At 71.5% G+C, this 16,242-nt stretch carries 13 protein-coding genes and 4 pseudogenes; 7 read left to right on the forward strand and 10 right to left on the reverse strand.

The features are described from left to right. Nucleotides 1–9 precede the first annotated feature (9 nt). Nucleotides 10–870 carry a hypothetical protein gene (locus ACWC21_RS09065; RefSeq protein WP_450879667.1) on the reverse strand — a complete coding sequence of 287 codons (861 nt, stop codon included), beginning with the start codon at nt 868–870 and terminating at the stop codon, nt 10–12. Nucleotides 871–1,282: 412 nt separating this feature from the next. On the opposite strand from ACWC21_RS09065, the pseudogene ACWC21_RS09070 reads away from it, so the two are divergent. Further along, nucleotides 1,283–1,483, forward strand: a pseudogene (locus ACWC21_RS09070) (WD40 repeat domain-containing protein); the annotation flags it as partial. Nucleotides 1,484–1,518: 35 nt separating this feature from the next. Here ACWC21_RS09070 and ACWC21_RS09075 read toward each other — a convergent pair. Together ACWC21_RS09075 and ACWC21_RS09080 are read right to left on the reverse strand one after the other, a co-directional pair. Beyond that, nucleotides 1,519–1,725 (reverse strand): annotated as a pseudogene (locus ACWC21_RS09075) (DUF6233 domain-containing protein); the annotation flags it as partial. A 391-nt stretch (nt 1,726–2,116) separates the two neighbouring features. Then, the gene (locus ACWC21_RS09080; RefSeq protein WP_450879668.1) at nt 2,117–3,064 is read right to left on the reverse strand and encodes an aldo/keto reductase; all 948 of its coding nucleotides are present in this window, start codon (nt 3,062–3,064) and stop codon (nt 2,117–2,119) included. 83 nt (nt 3,065–3,147) lie between these two features. Between ACWC21_RS09080 and ACWC21_RS09085 the strand changes: the two genes are divergently transcribed. Then, the gene (locus ACWC21_RS09085; RefSeq protein WP_450879670.1) at nt 3,148–3,771 is read left to right on the forward strand and encodes a TetR/AcrR family transcriptional regulator; all 624 of its coding nucleotides are present in this window, start codon (nt 3,148–3,150) and stop codon (nt 3,769–3,771) included. Nucleotides 3,772–3,964: 193 nt separating this feature from the next. Beyond that, nucleotides 3,965–4,033: pseudogene (locus ACWC21_RS09090) on the forward strand (hypothetical protein); the annotation flags it as partial. Between the two features lie 63 nt (nt 4,034–4,096). Here ACWC21_RS09090 and ACWC21_RS09095 read toward each other — a convergent pair. After that, a complete protein-coding gene (locus ACWC21_RS09095) occupies nt 4,097–4,315 on the reverse strand; it encodes a transposase family protein (protein ID WP_450879846.1) in 219 nt (72 codons plus the stop codon). A gap of 196 nt (nt 4,316–4,511) precedes the next feature. Here ACWC21_RS09095 and ACWC21_RS09100 point away from each other — a divergent pair. The 4 genes and pseudogenes from ACWC21_RS09100 to ACWC21_RS09115 all read left to right on the forward strand — a co-directional run. After that, nucleotides 4,512–4,784: pseudogene (locus ACWC21_RS09100) on the forward strand (NAD-dependent DNA ligase LigA); the annotation flags it as partial. 427 nt (nt 4,785–5,211) lie between these two features. Continuing rightward, complete coding sequence (locus ACWC21_RS09105; protein WP_450879672.1) at nt 5,212–6,786, forward strand: APC family permease; 1,575 nt, start codon at nt 5,212–5,214, stop codon at nt 6,784–6,786. 240 nt (nt 6,787–7,026) lie between these two features. Beyond that, the gene (locus ACWC21_RS09110) at nt 7,027–7,290 is read left to right on the forward strand and encodes a hypothetical protein (protein ID WP_450879674.1); all 264 of its coding nucleotides are present in this window, start codon (nt 7,027–7,029) and stop codon (nt 7,288–7,290) included. A gap of 112 nt (nt 7,291–7,402) precedes the next feature. Then, nucleotides 7,403–7,738 (forward strand): hypothetical protein, encoded by a 336-nt coding sequence (locus ACWC21_RS09115; RefSeq protein ID WP_450879675.1) that lies wholly within the window; start codon nt 7,403–7,405, stop codon nt 7,736–7,738. A 51-nt stretch (nt 7,739–7,789) separates the two neighbouring features. On the opposite strand, the gene ACWC21_RS09120 is transcribed toward ACWC21_RS09115, so the two are convergent. The 6 genes from ACWC21_RS09120 to ACWC21_RS09145 all read right to left on the reverse strand — a co-directional run. Then, complete coding sequence (locus tag ACWC21_RS09120; protein WP_450879677.1) at nt 7,790–9,955, reverse strand: S9 family peptidase; 2,166 nt, start codon at nt 9,953–9,955, stop codon at nt 7,790–7,792. Next, nucleotides 9,928–11,712 carry an N-acetylglutaminylglutamine amidotransferase gene (locus ACWC21_RS09125; protein ID WP_450879679.1) on the reverse strand — a complete coding sequence of 595 codons (1,785 nt, stop codon included), beginning with the start codon at nt 11,710–11,712 and terminating at the stop codon, nt 9,928–9,930. The genes ACWC21_RS09120 and ACWC21_RS09125 overlap by 28 nt, the downstream gene beginning before the upstream one ends. A 244-nt stretch (nt 11,713–11,956) precedes the next feature. Next, nucleotides 11,957–13,159: a carboxylate-amine ligase gene (locus ACWC21_RS09130; protein WP_450879680.1), complete on the reverse strand. Its 1,203-nt coding sequence runs from the start codon at nt 13,157–13,159 to the stop codon at nt 11,957–11,959. A 169-nt stretch (nt 13,160–13,328) separates the two neighbouring features. Then, nucleotides 13,329–14,348, reverse strand: a complete 1,020-nt coding sequence (locus tag ACWC21_RS09135) for a YihY/virulence factor BrkB family protein (protein WP_450879682.1) — start codon at nt 14,346–14,348, stop codon at nt 13,329–13,331. Nucleotides 14,349–14,441: 93 nt separating this feature from the next. Next, nucleotides 14,442–15,506, reverse strand: a complete 1,065-nt coding sequence (locus tag ACWC21_RS09140; protein ID WP_450879684.1) for a sodium:calcium antiporter — start codon at nt 15,504–15,506, stop codon at nt 14,442–14,444. Between the two features lie 140 nt (nt 15,507–15,646). Continuing rightward, a partial coding sequence (locus ACWC21_RS09145) for an Ig-like domain repeat protein (RefSeq protein WP_450879686.1) occupies nt 15,647–16,242 on the reverse strand: 596 nt, incomplete at its 5' end.

Consider the following 16,242-nt stretch of genomic DNA (forward strand, 5'->3'; position numbering starts at 1 on the left):
GGCCCGCTCTCATTCGTCGCTTCGGGGCTTCTCGCTCGGCAGCAACGTCTGGCGGGCCCACAGGCTCAACAGCACCGCCCCGCCGACCAGCAGCGGCACCGGGTCGCGGGACGTCGGGGCCAACGCGTATCCCAGCGCGGTGACCGTGCACACGACCAGGGGGATGAACGCCGCTGCGCCCTCCATGCCCAGGCGCAACGTCGGCCGGCCGGCGACCAGGACGCTCGCCCCGCCGGGCACCCAGGGGCCGGCCGCGACCACCAGCAGTCCCGTGGCGAGGCAGAAGTCGACCAGCCGGTCGGACGGCGAGCCGGGGCCGTGCGGGCCGGCCGTCCACAGCCGCAGGGTGTCGCCGAGCAGGGTGAGGGAGAGCCCGACGCCTCCCATCCAGAGGGTGGCCCGCTGGTCACCCCGTACGAGTCGGCGCAGGGCGAACAGAAAACTGAGGAACACGACCTCCGCGCCCCACAGAACCCCGACCATTCCCGTCCCCACCCGCCAGCCGTCACCGGCCTTCCACAGCAGGACCCAGCCCGTCATGAACACGGAGCCGGCTGTGACGACCCCGTCGAACAGGCGCCGCAGCAGGACGTGCCGACCCGCACCGGCATCGGCCGCGACCACCAGACCGGCCGTCCCCAGCCCGATCGCCAGCGTCACTCCCGTGACCACCACCGGTCCGAGCGCGCCGCGCCCCCACAGAAGGTGTGCCGAGAGCACGTTGACCGCTCCCCGGTACACACCCCCGGACGCCGCGGAACCTGCCAGCAACAGCAGCCGTCTGCGGACCAGTCCGCCCACGCCCCGCGCGCGAAGCACCAGGGAGACCGTCAACACCCAGCAGGCGACGGACGGTCCGGAAGCCACCATGCGTGCCATCGCACTTCCGGTCACCCACCGCCCGCTGACGGTCAGCGCCGCTCCCATGAGGCATGCCGCCCCGATCACTCCCCATGCTTTCGCCGCGGTCCAGCGGCAGCGGTCCACGCGGACTCCGAGTACGTCCGGCGGCTTCCCCAAACCCAACATCCGGTGCGCCTTTCAACCGGCCCCCCGTCCGGATCTTCTCGCCTGACCGTAGAAGATCCGCCACCGGCGCCGAACGGAAAAGCCCGCTCATTCACTCGTACTGCGTAAGGCCCGGTTCGGCCTCCCCCACCCGGGCGCTCGGGAGGCCCGATAATCGGGACGTGGCACCGCTGCTGGCCGTCCTCCGCAGGAACCAGCCAGTGATGAGCCATCCGTTTCCTCCTTGCGCCTGCCGGAAGTCGGCTCGCACGTCATGGCCCGACCCTTCAAGCACGGCCTGACGGCACCCCCGGTGGCGCCTCCCCCCGACGGCACCCTCGTCGCCACCGCCAGCAACGACGACACGGTGCGGCCGTGGAACCCCACCACCCGCCAGCCCATCGGCCACCCCCTCACCGGACACAACGACCCGGTCCGCGCAGTGGCGTTCTCCCCCGACGGGGCCTTGCTCGCCACCGCCGGCAATTGGTCGAGGATGCCGAGGGCTGTGTCGGGTCGGCAGTGGATGCAGGGCGGTACCCGCTGGCGCAGGGTATCGATCGCTTGCTGCCGGGTGCTCGGACGGCACCGGCCGCTCCTGGCCGCCGCCCAGCAGTCACCGGCGTGCACGGCGTCCACATTCGAGCGGTTGAGGCCGTACTGGATCAGCCAGTCCGGCGAAGCCGGCCGCATCTTCTCACCCATGCGCCGCTCCATCCCACGGCGTTCCTCATCGGCGATCCAGCCGTCGATGAGCCGCAGCTGCCGGGCGGCCTGTTTGCACGTCAATCCCCTTGCGAGTCCGAACGGTTGGTCCGACCCCGGACGTCTCGCGGGCCGCAAAATGCGTGGGCATTTTCAACGCCGGGCAACAGGCCGTTCTCGGTGCTGTCGTGCCGCGTACGGTGCGGCGCCACGCGTACCAGTGGAGCGCGCCGATCACCACCAGCACGACAAGGGCGACGAGGGTGAAGACGATGACCACGGCGGGGGCTGTTCTTCATGGCTGGTGTTCTGGGCGATCGGGGCGTGGCCCGGTCGAGCAGGGCGCAGCAGCTGGTCCGGTGCCGCTGCACGTCGCTGACGGAGGCGGCGTCGGAGGGAGGTGTCAGTGGGAGGGGATGCCGGAAGCGCGCGAGGGGACGCCGTCGAGTGCGGCGAGGGTCTCCTTGTCGAGCGTGATCGCGCCCGCCGCCAGGTTCGCCTGGAGGTGGCCGGTGTCAGCGGTGCCCGGGATGAGCAGCGTGTTGGGGGCGTGGTGCAGCAGCCAGGCCAGACCGATCTGGGCCGGGGTGCAGCCCGCGGTCCGGGCGGCAGCGAGCACGGCCGGCTCCTCGGTCACCTTCGCCATGTCCGGGCGGGCGCCGCCGAGCGGGAAGTAGGGCACCCAGGCGATCTGCTCGTCCGTGCAGAGCCGGAGCATGTCCTCGTCGTCGCGGGCCACGAGGCTGTAGGAGTTCTGCACGCAGACGATGCCCGCGGGCAAGGCGCGGCGCAGGATGTCGAGGGTCACGCCGCTCAGTCCGATGGCGCCGATCTTGCCCTGGTCGCGCAGGGCGGCCAGCTCCGCGAGCTGGTCGTCGAGGTCGACCATCTGATCGTCGGGGACGGGGACGGGGGTACGTCCGTCGTCCAGGCGGCGCAGGTTCACCACCGGAATCTGCTCCAGACCGAGGCTGGCCAGGTTGTCCTCGACGCCGGCTCGCAGTTCCTCGGGTCGCTGCGCAACGCGCAGCGGAAAGGGGCCGCCGGGGTCGGGGGCGCCGCCGACCTTGCTGACGACCACGACGCCGTCCTCGTCCCGCAGCGCGTCGCGGATGACGCCGTTGACGAAACCGTTGCCGTACAGGAGTGCGGTGTCCACGTGGTCGACGCCGAGTTCGACCGCGCGGCGCAGCAGGGCGACGGCGGCGGCGCGGTCGCCCTCCAGGCGGCGCAGCTGCATGGCGCCGTATCCGATGCGCGAGACGGTGCGGCCGGCCAGCGGTCCCGCGCCGCCGGGGCGCGGGGCGCCGGAGGGAGCGATTTCGGGGACGGGGGTGCCTTCGAATGTCATGGCGACCTGCTCTCGTGAGACGATGAGAGAAACGGAGGAACCTCCGTTCGACCCACCGTAACATTACCGGAGGTCCCTCCGCTTTGGCTCCGTCCGTAACTCCCCCGCCGCACGTCCCCGACGACACACCCGAGACCGCCAGCCGGCCGGTCCGCCGCGACGCGCGGCGCAACCGCGAAAAGCTCATCGCCGCCGCCCAGGCCGCCTTCGCCACCGCCGACGGCCCGGTCGCCCTGGAGGCCATCGCCCGCCAGGCCGGAGTCGGCATCGGGACCCTCTACCGCCACTTCCCCACCCGTGAGGACCTGGTCGACGCCGTCTACGCCGCCGAACTCGACGACGTCACCGCGAGCGTCGCCACTCTGCTCGACCAGTTCCCCGCCGACCTCGCGCTGCGGGCCTGGATGGGCCGCTACGCGACCTTCATCTCCACCAAGCGCGGAATGAGGGAGACGCTGCGGGCCGGCTTCGGCTCCGGACGCATCGCACCCCCGAGCCGGGAGCGCATCACTGCCACGATCGCCACGATCCTCGCCAAAGGTGCCGAAACGGGCTCGCTCCGCGCGGACGTCGACCCCGAGGACGTCACCACCATGCTCAGCGGCATCTTCGTCGCCATCACGACCAGCGGCCCCACCGAGCAGATCGCCCGCCTCCTCGACCTGCTCATCGACGCACTCCGCCCACGAACCGGCCCGCCCGAATAGGTCGACTCACGCAGACAGCCCGACGCCTGCTTCACAGGTGGTCGCTCATGAAGCACCCGGCCGCCCGGCGGTTCACCTGCGGCGATCATGTTTCATGAGCTGTTGCAAACGACCGGGCGTCTGAAACACCCCCATGAAACAGTCCGGGGTCGTGAGCGACGACTTCAAGCCCGTGGAATCGCACGACTGCCCGATGTCCACCTACGCCGCCCCTGCGGGGTCCCCCTGCCGGACCGGCAAGGGCAAGGTGGCGATCCAGTACCACACCGCCCGCTTCCGCCTCGTGCCCCAACTCGCAAAGGCACTGGGGGTGCCGACTCCCGCCCTACGCAAGCCGGGCTCGGCTCTTCCGGTCAACGAAGTACTGGCGGACCCGCAGCCGGACGATGACCCGGCGAGATCCCAACGGCCTTTCATCCAGCATGCGCTGGTACGTGCTGTGTATGCGTCTCGCGTGCTTACGGCAGCCGGGGCACCGGCCGGGGCGAGCGGTGGACACCGCCTCCACCACAAGGACGTCGGAGGAGTCGGTGACGCACTCCACTCGTACATCGATCCCATCGGATCCCGCCTGACGTGATCAACCGTCAGGAAGTGGCCGTCAGGTGACTGCGCCGAAGCCCTGAGTCTCAGGGAGACGCCGGTGCTCCGGCCGACGACTGGCGAGCGCTGGCTGAGTATCTGGACCGTGACCGCCGTAGCTCCGCCTGACTCGCGCCTGCTGTGGTCGCCCCGGCATCAACGAGGTGCGCACCGCGCACGACGGGCAGCCTATCGCCAACCCGTGCGGCGCCACGGCGGTCACCCTGCGCGCCAAGGACCACGCCTACACGGCTCCCATGACGTTCTTCGGCTACGGTCTGCTGCCCCTGCCCGGCACCGGCGGCGCCCTGGCCGACCGGCCGGGCAGCCTCGCCCACGGTGAGCCGATGGCGCTGGCAGCGGAGCTGGGTGTGAACACCACAGCCACCACCCCGGTGCCCGGCATCACCGCCGAGACCGTCGAGCAGGTGCCGGCAGCCGGAATGCTTCACGACGACGGTTGAGCAGCCCGATGGGAACGGCAAGGTCGGCGGCACCGGCCAGGTCATCCGCGTAGCGGGTGATCCGGGGCTGATTCAGCCCGATCCACCGGCCCACCTCCTTGACCGTGATCCTGGTGCTGTAGTCGGCTGACACCTTCGCCTTCGCCATTGGCACCACCGCTGCCGGGCAGCGCACCAGCATGGCCATCGGCGCCCTCGCCCGTCTGACCGCCGCGGCCCTGGCGTGGCTGTGCGTACCGGCCAAGGCGCCCGTGGACGGTCGGTGACCCGGGGCCGACGGGCCGGCCGTCGGTATCGATGGTCAAGACTTGGGCACGAACGCTTGTGGGCTTCCCGGGGGCGGCGGAACATGGGGCGGATCCCCGCCCACGCCGAGAGCACCCAGGAGTTGCCGGTGGCCGCTGGTCGAACAATCCCCGGGCCGGCCGAGACGCCGGTAGCCGCCCAGGAAGAGCGGCAGAAGCTGCGCAGGCACTTCGGCCGCTTCGACATCCTCTTCTTCCTCCTCTGCACCATCGTCGGAGTGGACACCATCGGCACCGTGGCCTCGTCCGGTGCAGAGGCCTTCACCTGGCTCATCGTGCTGGCCGTCGTCTTCTTCGTACCCTCCGCGTTGCTGACCGCCGAGCTCGGGGCCGCCTTCCCCGACGAGGGCGGTCCCTACATCTGGACCAGCCGGGCCTTCGGACGGCTCGCCGGTGCCGTCAACAACTTCCTGTACTGGATCACCAACCCGGTGTGGCTCGGCGGGACGCTGTCGGTTTCCGCCGTCACCGCCTTCACCATGTTCTTCAACGACGGGAAGGACCTGAGCACCCCGGCCTTCTACGCCTTCACCCTGGTGTTCGTCTGGCTGGGCGTGCTCGCCGCGATCCTCTCCTTCGACGTCGGCAAGTGGATTCCCACCGTGGGCGCCTGGAGCCGCTTCGTCCTGCTCGGCCTGTTCACCGTGACCGTCGTGGTGTACGGCGTCCGGCACGGACTGCACGGCTTCGGAGCCGGTGACTTCTCGCCCACGTACGCGGGATTCGTGGGTCTGGTTCCCGTCCTGATGTTCAACTACGTCGGGTTCGAGCTGCCGAACACCGCGGGCGAGGAGATGACCGACGCCCAGCGGGACGTGCCCTTCGCCATCTTCCGCAGCGCCGGTCTCGCCGTCGTGCTGTACGCGCTGCCGATCCTCGGCATCCTGCTCGTCCTGCCGGTCAAGGCCATTTCCGGTCTGGGCGGGTTCGTCGACGCGATCCGTCAGGTGTTCACCGTGTACGGCGGCCATGTCGCCGCCGACGGCACCGCCACGCTCAGTGGCGCGGGCAGCGTGCTCGGGGACCTCGCCGCGCTCATGTTCATCCTCACGGTGCTGTCGTCCGGGGTCACTTGGGTCATGGGTTCCGACCGTGCCCTCGCCGTCTCCGGCTACGACGGCGCGGCGCCCCGCTTCCTCGGCGTCATCTCCAGCCGGTTCGGCACTCCGGTGCGGGTCAACATCCTCAGCGGTGTGGTCTCCACCGTCGTCCTGGTCCTGGCCCACGAACTGACCGGCGGCAGCGCCGCCAAGCTCTTCGGCGCCGTCCTCGGCCTCGCCGTCTCGACCACCCTCGTCAGTTATCTGGGCATCTTCCCGGCACTCGCGGTACTGCGCCGCAAGGCCCCGGGCGTCTCCCGCCCCTACAAGGCGCCCTTCCCGCGCACCATCAGCGTGGTGCTCACCCTGCTGATCCTGTTCGCCAGTGTGCAGCTGGTCGCCCCCGGACTGGGTGACCACTGGTTCGGGTCCGACTACGCGCCTGACGGCTGGAGTTACGGCGAGCGCTGGAAGTACCTGCTGACGGAGGCCGTCCCGCTCGTGGGGTTCATGCTTCTCGGCGTGCTCTTCTGGGCGCTCGGCAAGCCGACCCGTACCTCGTCCGGCGTCAAGTCCGGGCCGTCCGGGCGCGGCGTGCGCGTGCGCGGATCGAATGTGCATTAATATCCAGAACGCCCGGAGGGTGCCGCCGTTACCGTGAACTGACAGGCGCCTGGCAACAAATGGCGACTCGCCGGGGCGGAACTTCTGAAGACCGGCCAGTTGCGTGTGTGGCCGTATGGAAATCGGGTGGTGCCGACCGCGCCACTGCTCGGTGGCGGTGGCAACCGCCCGTGGCGCTTCTGGTTGGAGCCGCTGTCCGGCGGCCTCGGTCGCCGGGCCTCTACCTTCAGGGAGGCCCCCATGTCGAAGTCTTCTTCCACCGCCTGCGTCGAGCCCGACGTCCCCGGCCCCCGTCGGCTGGGCGGGTCCGAGGCGGTGGTGATCGTGATCATCATCTGTCTGAGCTCCGTGCTGGCAACGGTGGCCGGGATGAGCATCCCCGACGTGCTGCGGCTGCTGGCCGGAGCGGGTTCGGTCGCCGCCCTCGTGGTCGGCCTGGTCACCGGAGCACCGCTGCGGAGCGTGCGCCGGATGCTGGGCGTACTGCTCACCCCACCCGTCTGAGGGCTACCGGGCCCCGCCGGCAGGGCGGTTGGGAACCCGTCCTGACCGACCGAGTCTCTGAGACTCCTCAAGTCCCTTGGCAGTCGCGGAACATGGCGATCACGATGTCCGCATGACAGGAATCGCGGGACTGAACAGGAAACACAACTTCGTGCTGCTCGTCCGGGACTCGGACGTGGTCGCGGCGGCCCTGCGCCAGGCGCTGGCCGAGGCCTCGCCGGAGGACCGTCCGGGCCTGGAGCGGGCCACCGCGCTGGTCGAGTCCACCGCCGCCGCCACCGAAGACCGGCTGCGGGCCCGCTGGGTCCGTTCCCGGCTGGCCGCCGTCGGCTTCACCGGCGACATCGCCTCGGTCTCGGCGATACGTGCGCTGCGGCGGGCGGAGCCCGCACTGAGCCTGCTGGCGGCGGTGCAGTTGCAGAAGGAGGCGGTGGCCCATCCGGAGTGAGGCACGCCGGTCCGCGGGGTGCGCGGCGTCGCCGACGGTGCCGGGAGGCCGTCAGCCCAGCAGGTGCCGTTGCATCCAGTCCGCCGCGGTCCGGCGGAAGAGGCGGCGGTTGTCCGCCCGGCGGAAGTCGTGGCCCTCCTCGCGCAGCACCAGCAGTTCGGCGTCCAGCCCGCGCTCCCTGGCCGCCCGTACGAACTGCTCCGACTCCCCCGGGGGCACGTTGGTGTCGTGTTCGCCGTGCACGGCCAGGACGGGGACGCGCAGGGCGTCGACACGACTCATCGGCGACAGGGCCCGCAGCAGGTCGCGGTCGCGTTCCGGGTGCCCGTACTTGTGGGCTGCCGACTCGGCGATCCACGGTTCGGTGCCTGCGAAGAAGGTGTTCAGGTCGGACATCCCGCAGACCGCCACACCGGTACGGAACAGCTCGGGATGCCACACCAGGGAGGCCATCACCAGGTAACCGCCGTACGAGCGGCCCATCACCGCGAGGCGCCGGGGATCGGCCAGGCCCTCCACGACCACGTGGGCCGCGCACGCGGCGACGTCCTCGATCGCGGCGAAGCGCCCCTCGCCCAGGTCGGCGTCGACGAAGGAGCGGCCGTAGCCGGAGGAACCGCGGATGTCGGGGGCGAAGACGTCCAGCCCCCGGCCGAGCAGCTCGTGGTACAGCGGGTCGAGGACCGGGCGTTCCTGCTCCTCCGGTCCACCGTGCAGATGCAGTACGCACGGCGCCGCCTCGCCCGGGGGCCGGTCCGGCACCCTGTAGTACCAGCCACCGAGGGTGAGGCCGTCACCGGCGACGGGGCGCACGGGGAGCGGCCGTACAGGCGGGCGGGTGCCGGGAACCGCGTCCTCGTCGCGCGAGGACCAGGCGGTCCGCAGCGCCACACCCTGGGGCAGCCACCACACGCCGGGACGCCGCCGGGATCCGGACAGTGCCACGACCGGGGCGTCGGGGTCGGCGGTGGGTGCCAGGCGGGTGACCACCTCGTGGGGCAGTGCCACGGCGCGGGACGGCCCGGCCGCCGGGGCCGGGGTCAGGGCCATGACCTCGAGTTCGCTGACGCCGCGCACGTTCCAGGAGAGCAGGGCGCTGCGTCCGTCGCGGTCGAGGGCCAGCAGTTCCAGGTCACAGTCGGCGCGGGCGGCGGCCACGGCATGCGCCGACCGCTGCCCCTGCGGGTCGAGCCGGAGGGCGAGCAGGGCGGCGTACTCGCGGCCGGTGTCGCTGCGCAGCCACACGGTGCGGCCGTCCGGGGTGAAGCCCCCGATCCAGGGGTCGCCGTCGGCGACCCTGACCGCGCAGGTGACCTCGCGATCACGGGTACGCACCACCAGCGCCTCCCGGCGGCCTCGCGGCCCCCTGCGCAGCAGGGCGAACCCGCCGTCCCGGCTCAGGTCGCACACGCGCAGGGTGGGGGCTCCGCGTTCGCTCGCCAACAGCACCGGTGCGTTTGCGCCATCAGGGTCCACCAGGTAGGCCGCGAGCGTCTTCGGCTCGGCTTCCCGCAGGGCCGCCGTAGTGGTGAGCGGGCTTCCGCCCAGCAGGACGGCACGGCCGTCGCGTTCCCTCGAGTCGCCCGGTCGGGACTGCTCGGGCGGCTCGGACGCCATGGGTTCGGTGACGGTCACCGCGAGGGCCGAGCCGTCGTGCCGCCAGCAGCCCAGGTATGCGGACGTGCCCGGTTCACCGCCGGCGAGCAGCCGCCGTCCGGTGCCGTCGGGGCGTACGCACAGTACCCGGTTGAGTTCCCCGCCTCCTGGGGCGGTGGTGTAGGCGATCCACCGGCCGTCCGGGGACCAGGACACCTCGATCACCGGGTCGAGGCCGGCGTCCAGCAGGTGTACCTCCCCGCCGTCGACGGGGCCGGTCCACAGCTGCGGGACACCGGTCCGGTCACAGATGAAGGCGATGTACCGGCCGAGGGGGTCCACCGAGGGGTACCAGCAGCCGTGCGCCGTCAGGGGCCGCGGTACGTCGTGCGGTGCGGAGGCGTCCGCGAGGAGGACCGGCTCCGGCGCGGGGTGGACCGCCGTCGCCCGGGCGGCGGCGAGCGGTCCGGTGCCCGGCCCGGCTCGGCCGGCCACCGGCGCGGGGTCCTCCCCGTCCCCCGTCGTGTCCCCCGCCTCGAGGACCGTGGCGCCGGGCACGGGCGCCGGACGGCTGCCGCCTCCGCCCGTTCCGGTCAGCTGATCCCGTGCGTCTGCAGCCATATCTCCAGCAGCGCTACCTGCCACAGTGTGTTCGCTCCTCGCCTGGTCCGATGCTCGTTGGGTGCCGCCAGCAGGTCGGCGACGTACTCCTCACGGAAGATGCCCCGGGTTCTGGCCTCGGGTGCGGCGAGGGCGTCACGGACCCGCTGCAGCACCGGGCCGGCCATGTGCTTGATGGCGGGGACCGGGAAGTAGCCCTTGGGCCTGTCGACGACCTCCCGCGGCAGGATCTTGCGCCCGGCGGCCTTCAGGACGCCCTTGCCGCCGTCCGCGAGCTTCAGCTCGGGCGGGCAGCAGGCGGCCAGCTCGACCAGCTCGTGGTCGAGGAACGGCACCCTCGCCTCCAGGCCCCAGTCCATCGTCATGTTGTCGACGCGTTTGACCGGGTCGTCGACCATCATCACGTGGGTGTCCAGCCGCAGATCGGCGTCCAGCGCGGTCTCGGCGCCCTCGGCCGCCATGTGCTCGCGTACGAACTCCGCGGATGCGTCGTGGTCGCACAGGAGGCCGGGCCGGAGGATGTGTGACAGGTCGGCGTGCGACCGGTCGAAGTAGGTGTCGATGTACGCTTCGGCGGCGCGCTGCCGCGGCACACGCGCCATGGCCGGGTACCAGTGGTAGCCCGCGAACACCTCGTCGGCGCCCTGGCCGCTCTGGACGACCTTGACCTCCTTGGCGACCTGCTCGGACAGCAGGTGGAAGGCCACCGTGTCGTGGCTCATCATGGGCTCGCTCATGGCCGCCACCGCTTCGTCCAGGGCGCCGGAGACCCGGTCCGAGGGGACCATGAGCTGGTGGTGCCGGGTGTCGAAGTGCCGTGCCACGAGGTCGGAGTAGTGGAACTCGTCCCCCTCCTCACCGCCCTCCGACTCGAACCCGACGCTGAAGGTCGCCAGGTCGTCCTGCCCCTCGTCGGCCAGCAGGGCCACGATGAGGCTGGAGTCCAGGCCGCCGGAGAGCAACACGCCCACCGGCACATCGGCGACCATCCGGCGGCGGACGGCGGTGCGCAGCGCGTCCAGCACCGCGTCCGTCCAGTCCTCGGCGCTCATCCGGGCGTGTTCGGGGCGACGGGTGTACGCGGGCTGCCAGTAGCAGTGGTCCCGGTGAGTGCCGTCCGGCTCGACGACCCGCACGGTGGCCGGCGGGAGCTTGCGCACCCCGCTGAGGACCGTGTGGGGTGCCACCACGGTCGCGTGCCAGCTGAGGTACTGGTGCAGGGCGACCGGATCGAGCGAGGTGTCGACGCCGCCGCCGGCCAGGAGGGCGGGGAGCGAGGAGGCGAACCGGAGCCGGTCCCGGGTCGGGGCGAGGTACAGGGGTTTGATGCCGAGCCGGTCGCGGGCCAGTACCACCCGCCCGGTGTCCTGCTCCGCGATCACGAACGCGAACATGCCGTAGAAGCGCTCGACGCAGGCCGTTCCCCACTGCTGGTAGGCCTTGAGCACGACCTCGGTGTCGGAGTCCGAGAAGAAGCGGTGACCGAGCGCGCGCAGTTCCTCGCGCAGCTCGCGGTAGTTGTAGACACAGCCGTTGAAGACACCCGCGACCCTGGCCCGCGGGTCGGCCATGGGCTGGGCGCCGCTCTCGGACAGGTCGATGATCTTCAGTCGGCGGTGACCGAGGGCCACCGGTCCCTGGGACCACAGTCCGCGGCCGTCGGGACCGCGGGGCGCCAGCCGGTCGGTCATGCGTTCCACCGCCGCCATGTCCGGCCGTCGGCCCGAGAACCGGATCTCGCCGCTGAGCCCGCACATCAGGGGGCCTCCCTTCGCTGCCCCCCGGACCTCCCTGGTCGTGCGACACAGCTTCGGGGCCGGTGCCGGGGCGGGAGCACATCGGCCCCCGCGGGGCTTGGGTGGTGGGGAGCCGAGGGACGATGCGTGCTGAGCATGGCTGTTCGATTCTCCTTGGTCACGGATCACAGGGGAGGCGCCGAAGGGCGAGGCCGGTGGGTGCGGATCCTGGCGCGGTGGCGGCTAGGCGTGCGGCGCCGGCGGATCAGGCGCTCACGCTCGGGGCCGGGGGCCCGCCCACATACGGGCCCGTGCGGCCGGTGCTGCCGGCCATGGTCGCGCTCGAAGGGTGGATGACGGCGCGCCGCGCCGCTTGTTCCCCGCGGGTCTCGGCCACCAGCAGGTCGATGGCGGCGAGCAGGTCCGTGCGCTGCGCGGCCTGACGCAGCCGGTGGGCAGCGCTGCCGCCGCGAAGGGCTTCCTCGAGCAGTTCCCGTACGGTGTCCCAGTCGCCGGACGCCTCCAGAGCCGGCCGCAGTCTGCCCAGCATCCCGCGCAGTACCACGGGGGCCGGTGCCGCGCACCGGGCCACCGGGTCGACCAGGTGCCCTTCCAGACCGGATCGTGCGGCGCGCCACGTGGCGGCCCGCAGCCAGTCGTGCCAGTCGTGGCGGCCGCCGTGGCCGGGGCGGCCCCGGCGCTCCAGGCACTCGCAGGCGTCGCACACCAGGGCCCGGAACAGACCGGCGACCAGCACCACGGTCTCCACCCGTGGGCAGGCGTCGCAGATGCGCAGTTCGAGCGTCCGCTGGTGCGCCGACGGCCGTATGTCGTGGTAGACCATGCCGGCGTCGCTGATGACTCCCGAGCGGATCAGCTCCGCAAGGGCAGCGTCGTACTCCGTGGCGTCCGCGTAGCAGCCGGCCGGTCCGGCGGTCGGCCAGCGCTGCCACAGCATGGTCCGCCAGCTCGCGTACCCGGTGTCCGCTCCGAGCCAGAACGGGGAACTGGCCGAGAGGGCCAGCAGCGGTGGCAGCCAGGGGGAGACCAGGCACATGGCGCGCACGGCGGTGTCCCGGTCGGGTACGTCGACATGGACCTGTGCACTGCAGATGAGCTGTTCGTCGGCGACCAGACGGTAGTCGTCGGCCATCCGCCGGTAGCGGGGATCGGCGGTGACGTCCAGGGAACGGACGCGGGCCAGGGGCACCGTGCCGGCGGCCACCACCGCCATACCGAGCGTGGTGGCCGCCGCGTCGAGCCGGCGCCTCGCCGCGGCCAGATCCGCGTACAGGCCGTCGAGTGTGCCGTGCACCGCGCTGTTGCTCTCCACCACGGTCTGCTTGAGCTCACTGGTGAAGCCGGGTCTGTCCATACGGGCGAGCAGTTCGCCGGCACGTGGGACGAGCTGTCCGCTCTCCACGTCCAGCACGTGGAACTCTTCTTCTGCCCCGATACATGGTGTCACGGCTTCTCCCCTGTATGTGGTCCATGGCCTGGTCAACGGCCGCCACCGGGTTGATCCGACGGACGGTGTCCGCCGGTCGGCGTGGTCCGAGTGCCCCGGATCGGCCGTTGACAAGCCCGTGGACCGGCACCGTGTGCCGGGGTCCTCCCAGATGAGCGGACACGGGCGGCTACGACGCGTCGCAGTCGGGGGGACGGTCCTCCGAGGCCGGCCGCGGTGGACGGCCGAATTGGACCTGGACCTTTTCGAAGCCCTTGAAGACCTCGGTGGCGGCATAGGTCTGGTAGGCGCGCCGGTCGCCGGGGCTGAGCCGCACCCGGTCGGTGAAGGGGGTCAGCAGGCTGCGCGGCCACAGGCGCATGGTCCGTACCGCGCTCACCTCCGCCGTCAGCAGGAAGACGAGCGCTCCCAGGTAGAGCCAGGCCAGCAGACCGAGGACGATGCCGAACATGCCGTAGGTGGCCGTGGCCCCGCGCAGGACGTGGTTCACGTAGTAGGAGCCGCCCCATTGCAGCACCTGCCAGGCGCAGGCGCCGCCGAGCGCGGCGCCGTACACCTGGCGCAGGGGAAGTCGGCGGTGCGTCAGCACCTGGTGGCTCACCAGGAGCAGGAACGCGTTCAGGGCGACCGCCGCGACGACGGCGGCGACTCTGGCCCCCGTCGCGAGACTGGTGCCGAAGACGGTGGCCGTCGACACCACGGTGGAGAGCAGAGTCGCTACGCACAGGCCCACCGCGAGTACGGACAGGAACAGCAGCCCCTTCAGACGGGAACGGAAGGGGTCCGACCGGGCGTGCCGGGGCACGGCCCATATCTTGTTGAGGGCGTGCTGCGCGGCCTGGGCCACTCCCAGAGCCCCGTAGAGGGTGCCCGCCACCCCCAGTCCGAGTGCGACGCCGCTGCCCTGCAAGGAGTGCACGCTCCTGCCGATCTGGTCGCCGATGACCGGGAACTCCCGGAGGGCGGAGTCGAGGAAGCGCTCCTGCATGGCCTGGCTGCCGCTGAGCAGAGCGCCGAGAACGGCGACGAGGATGAGCAGCAGCGGGAAGAGGGACACGAAGGCGTAGTAGGCGAGCAGGGCGGCGAGATAGGTCCCCTGGTCGTCGTAGAACTTGTAGACCACGGCAAGCGGAAGCCCCGCCCAGCGGTGGCACCGCTGGTACGCGTCGACTCGTGCCAGGACTCCCATCTCGGATCTTCTCCCGCCGACCGGCGCGAACCGGCCCGATGGACATCCGCACCAGAACCAGTACCCCGTCCGGGGCAGGAACCCACGGCCATGCTAGGTCGCGATGGTGGCCAGTCCGGCGATGCCGATGAGGTAGACGACGATGGCGGTGATGCTGTCCACGCCCATCCGCGCGAACTGGCGGCGGGGCCGGAAGACGAGGCCCGTCATGTAGACGACGGTGAGGATGATGCCGAGGGCGGTGAGGTAGATGTCGGTGTCGTGCGCGGCCGGCAGGACCGGCTTGCCGGAGATGACGGCCGCGGGGAGGAACAGCACGGGCAGGAAGGCGTTGCCGCCGAAGATGTCGCTGACGGCGAGCTGGTAGTCACCGAGTTCGGTGGAGGTCAGGCCGGTGCTGATCTCGGGGAGCGAGGTCGCCGTGGCCAGGACGGTCGCGCCGAACAGGACGCCGCTCAGCCCTTGCCGGCCGAAGAACTCCTCGCCGGTGCGTTCGATGACGACGCCCGCGACGAGTGTCGCCAGGGCCGCGACCGCGAAGACGAGCCCGGCCCGCCGGGAGCCGACGCCCTGGTCGGTGGCGGCCTTCTCCTTCTTCCCACGGGAATGTCCGCGCGGCTCGGGCTGGTTGTCCGGGGCGTCACCGCCCTCGCGCCAGGGCAGACCGCGGCCGGCCCGGTTGAGCAGCAGCAGGCCGATCAGCCACAGCACGGCGATCGCCAGGGACGCGGGGGCCACTCGGGCGGCGTGCAGATCCGGGGAGAGCTGGGTGCCCATGACCACGACGGCCAGGACGACCACCACGAGTGCGCCCTCCAGGACCAGTTGAAGGCTGGCCGCCAGACGGGTCAGCGGGGCCCGCGGCCGGACCCCGGCGGCGTCGAGAACGGCCAGGACGACGGTCTGGATGGCGATCCCGCCGAGGATGTTGCCGACGGCGACGTCGAGTTGACCGGCCAGGGCGGCCGAGACCGTGATGGCGATCTCGGGCAGGTTGGTGGCGATCGCGAGGAGGACGAGCCCGCCGAGCGCGCTGCCCAGGTGGAGACGTTCGGCCAGCACGTCGGTGGTGTCGGACAACTTGATGCCCGCGTACCAGATGACGGCCGCACTGGCCACGAACAACAGCAGCAGCACAGGAGAGCTCAAAGATCCCATGGCGCGGCGAGTACCCATTGGTGGCGTCGCACGGCATGCGCATTTCCCGGTACGGGCACGGGGGGTGACGCCCGGCCGGGTTCCCGGTCGGGCGTCACCCCCCGGCGAGGCTCAAGTCGGCTGGGCGACCCGCCTTCTGATCACGAGCCGGATGCGGTGGCGGCCGGTTCGACCACCTGCGTGTCCGTCGCGGTGGTACCGGCGAAGTCCGTGTCGCCTCCGTAGGCCGCGGTGATGGTGTACGGGCTGCCCGCCGCATCGGTGTAGACGTGCGTGGCGTCGGCCACACCGCCCGTCACCGTCGCCGAAACCGTCCCCGACCCGTCGCCGAAGTCGAAGGTCACCGTCCCCGTCGGCGTCCCCGCACCCGGAGAGGTCGCGGACAGCGTCGCCGTCACCGTCACCAGGTCGCCCTCCACCGACGGATCGGGCGAGGAGGTCACCGTCGCCGTGGCCGTGGCCTGGTTCACCGTCTGCGTGTCCGTACCCGTGGCACCGGCGAAATCGGTGTCCCCGCCGTAGGCGGCGGTGACGGTGTACGGGCTGCCCGCCACGTCCGTGTAGGCGTGGGTGACCGTCGCCGTTCCTCCGGCGAGGGTCGCGGTGGCGGCCGCCGACCCGTCACCGAAGTCGAGGGTCACCGTCCCCGTCGGCGTCCCCGCACCCGGAGCCACCGCTGCCACCGTCACGGTGAACGTCACCGGTTCACCCACCACCGACGGATCGGGCGAGGAGG

This window comes from Streptomyces sp. NPDC001348, assembly GCF_053597535.1.

Coding starts and splice junctions, on each gene's coding strand:
- ACWC21_RS09065 (WP_450879667.1), bottom strand. CDS start 870: ATGGTGGCTTCCGGACCGTCCGTCGCCTGCTGGGTGTTGACGGTCTCC.
- ACWC21_RS09080 (WP_450879668.1), bottom strand. CDS start 3,064: ATGACATTCGAAGGCACCCCCGTCCCCGAAATCGCTCCCTCCGGCGCC.
- ACWC21_RS09110 (WP_450879674.1), top strand. CDS start 7,027: ATGTCGAAGTCTTCTTCCACCGCCTGCGTCGAGCCCGACGTCCCCGGC.
- ACWC21_RS09115 (WP_450879675.1), top strand. CDS start 7,403: ATGACAGGAATCGCGGGACTGAACAGGAAACACAACTTCGTGCTGCTC.
- ACWC21_RS09120 (WP_450879677.1), bottom strand. CDS start 9,955: ATGGCTGCAGACGCACGGGATCAGCTGACCGGAACGGGCGGAGGCGGC.
- ACWC21_RS09125 (WP_450879679.1), bottom strand. CDS start 11,712: ATGTGCGGGCTCAGCGGCGAGATCCGGTTCTCGGGCCGACGGCCGGAC.
- ACWC21_RS09135 (WP_450879682.1), bottom strand. CDS start 14,348: ATGGGAGTCCTGGCACGAGTCGACGCGTACCAGCGGTGCCACCGCTGG.
- ACWC21_RS09140 (WP_450879684.1), bottom strand. CDS start 15,506: ATGGGATCTTTGAGCTCTCCTGTGCTGCTGCTGTTGTTCGTGGCCAGT.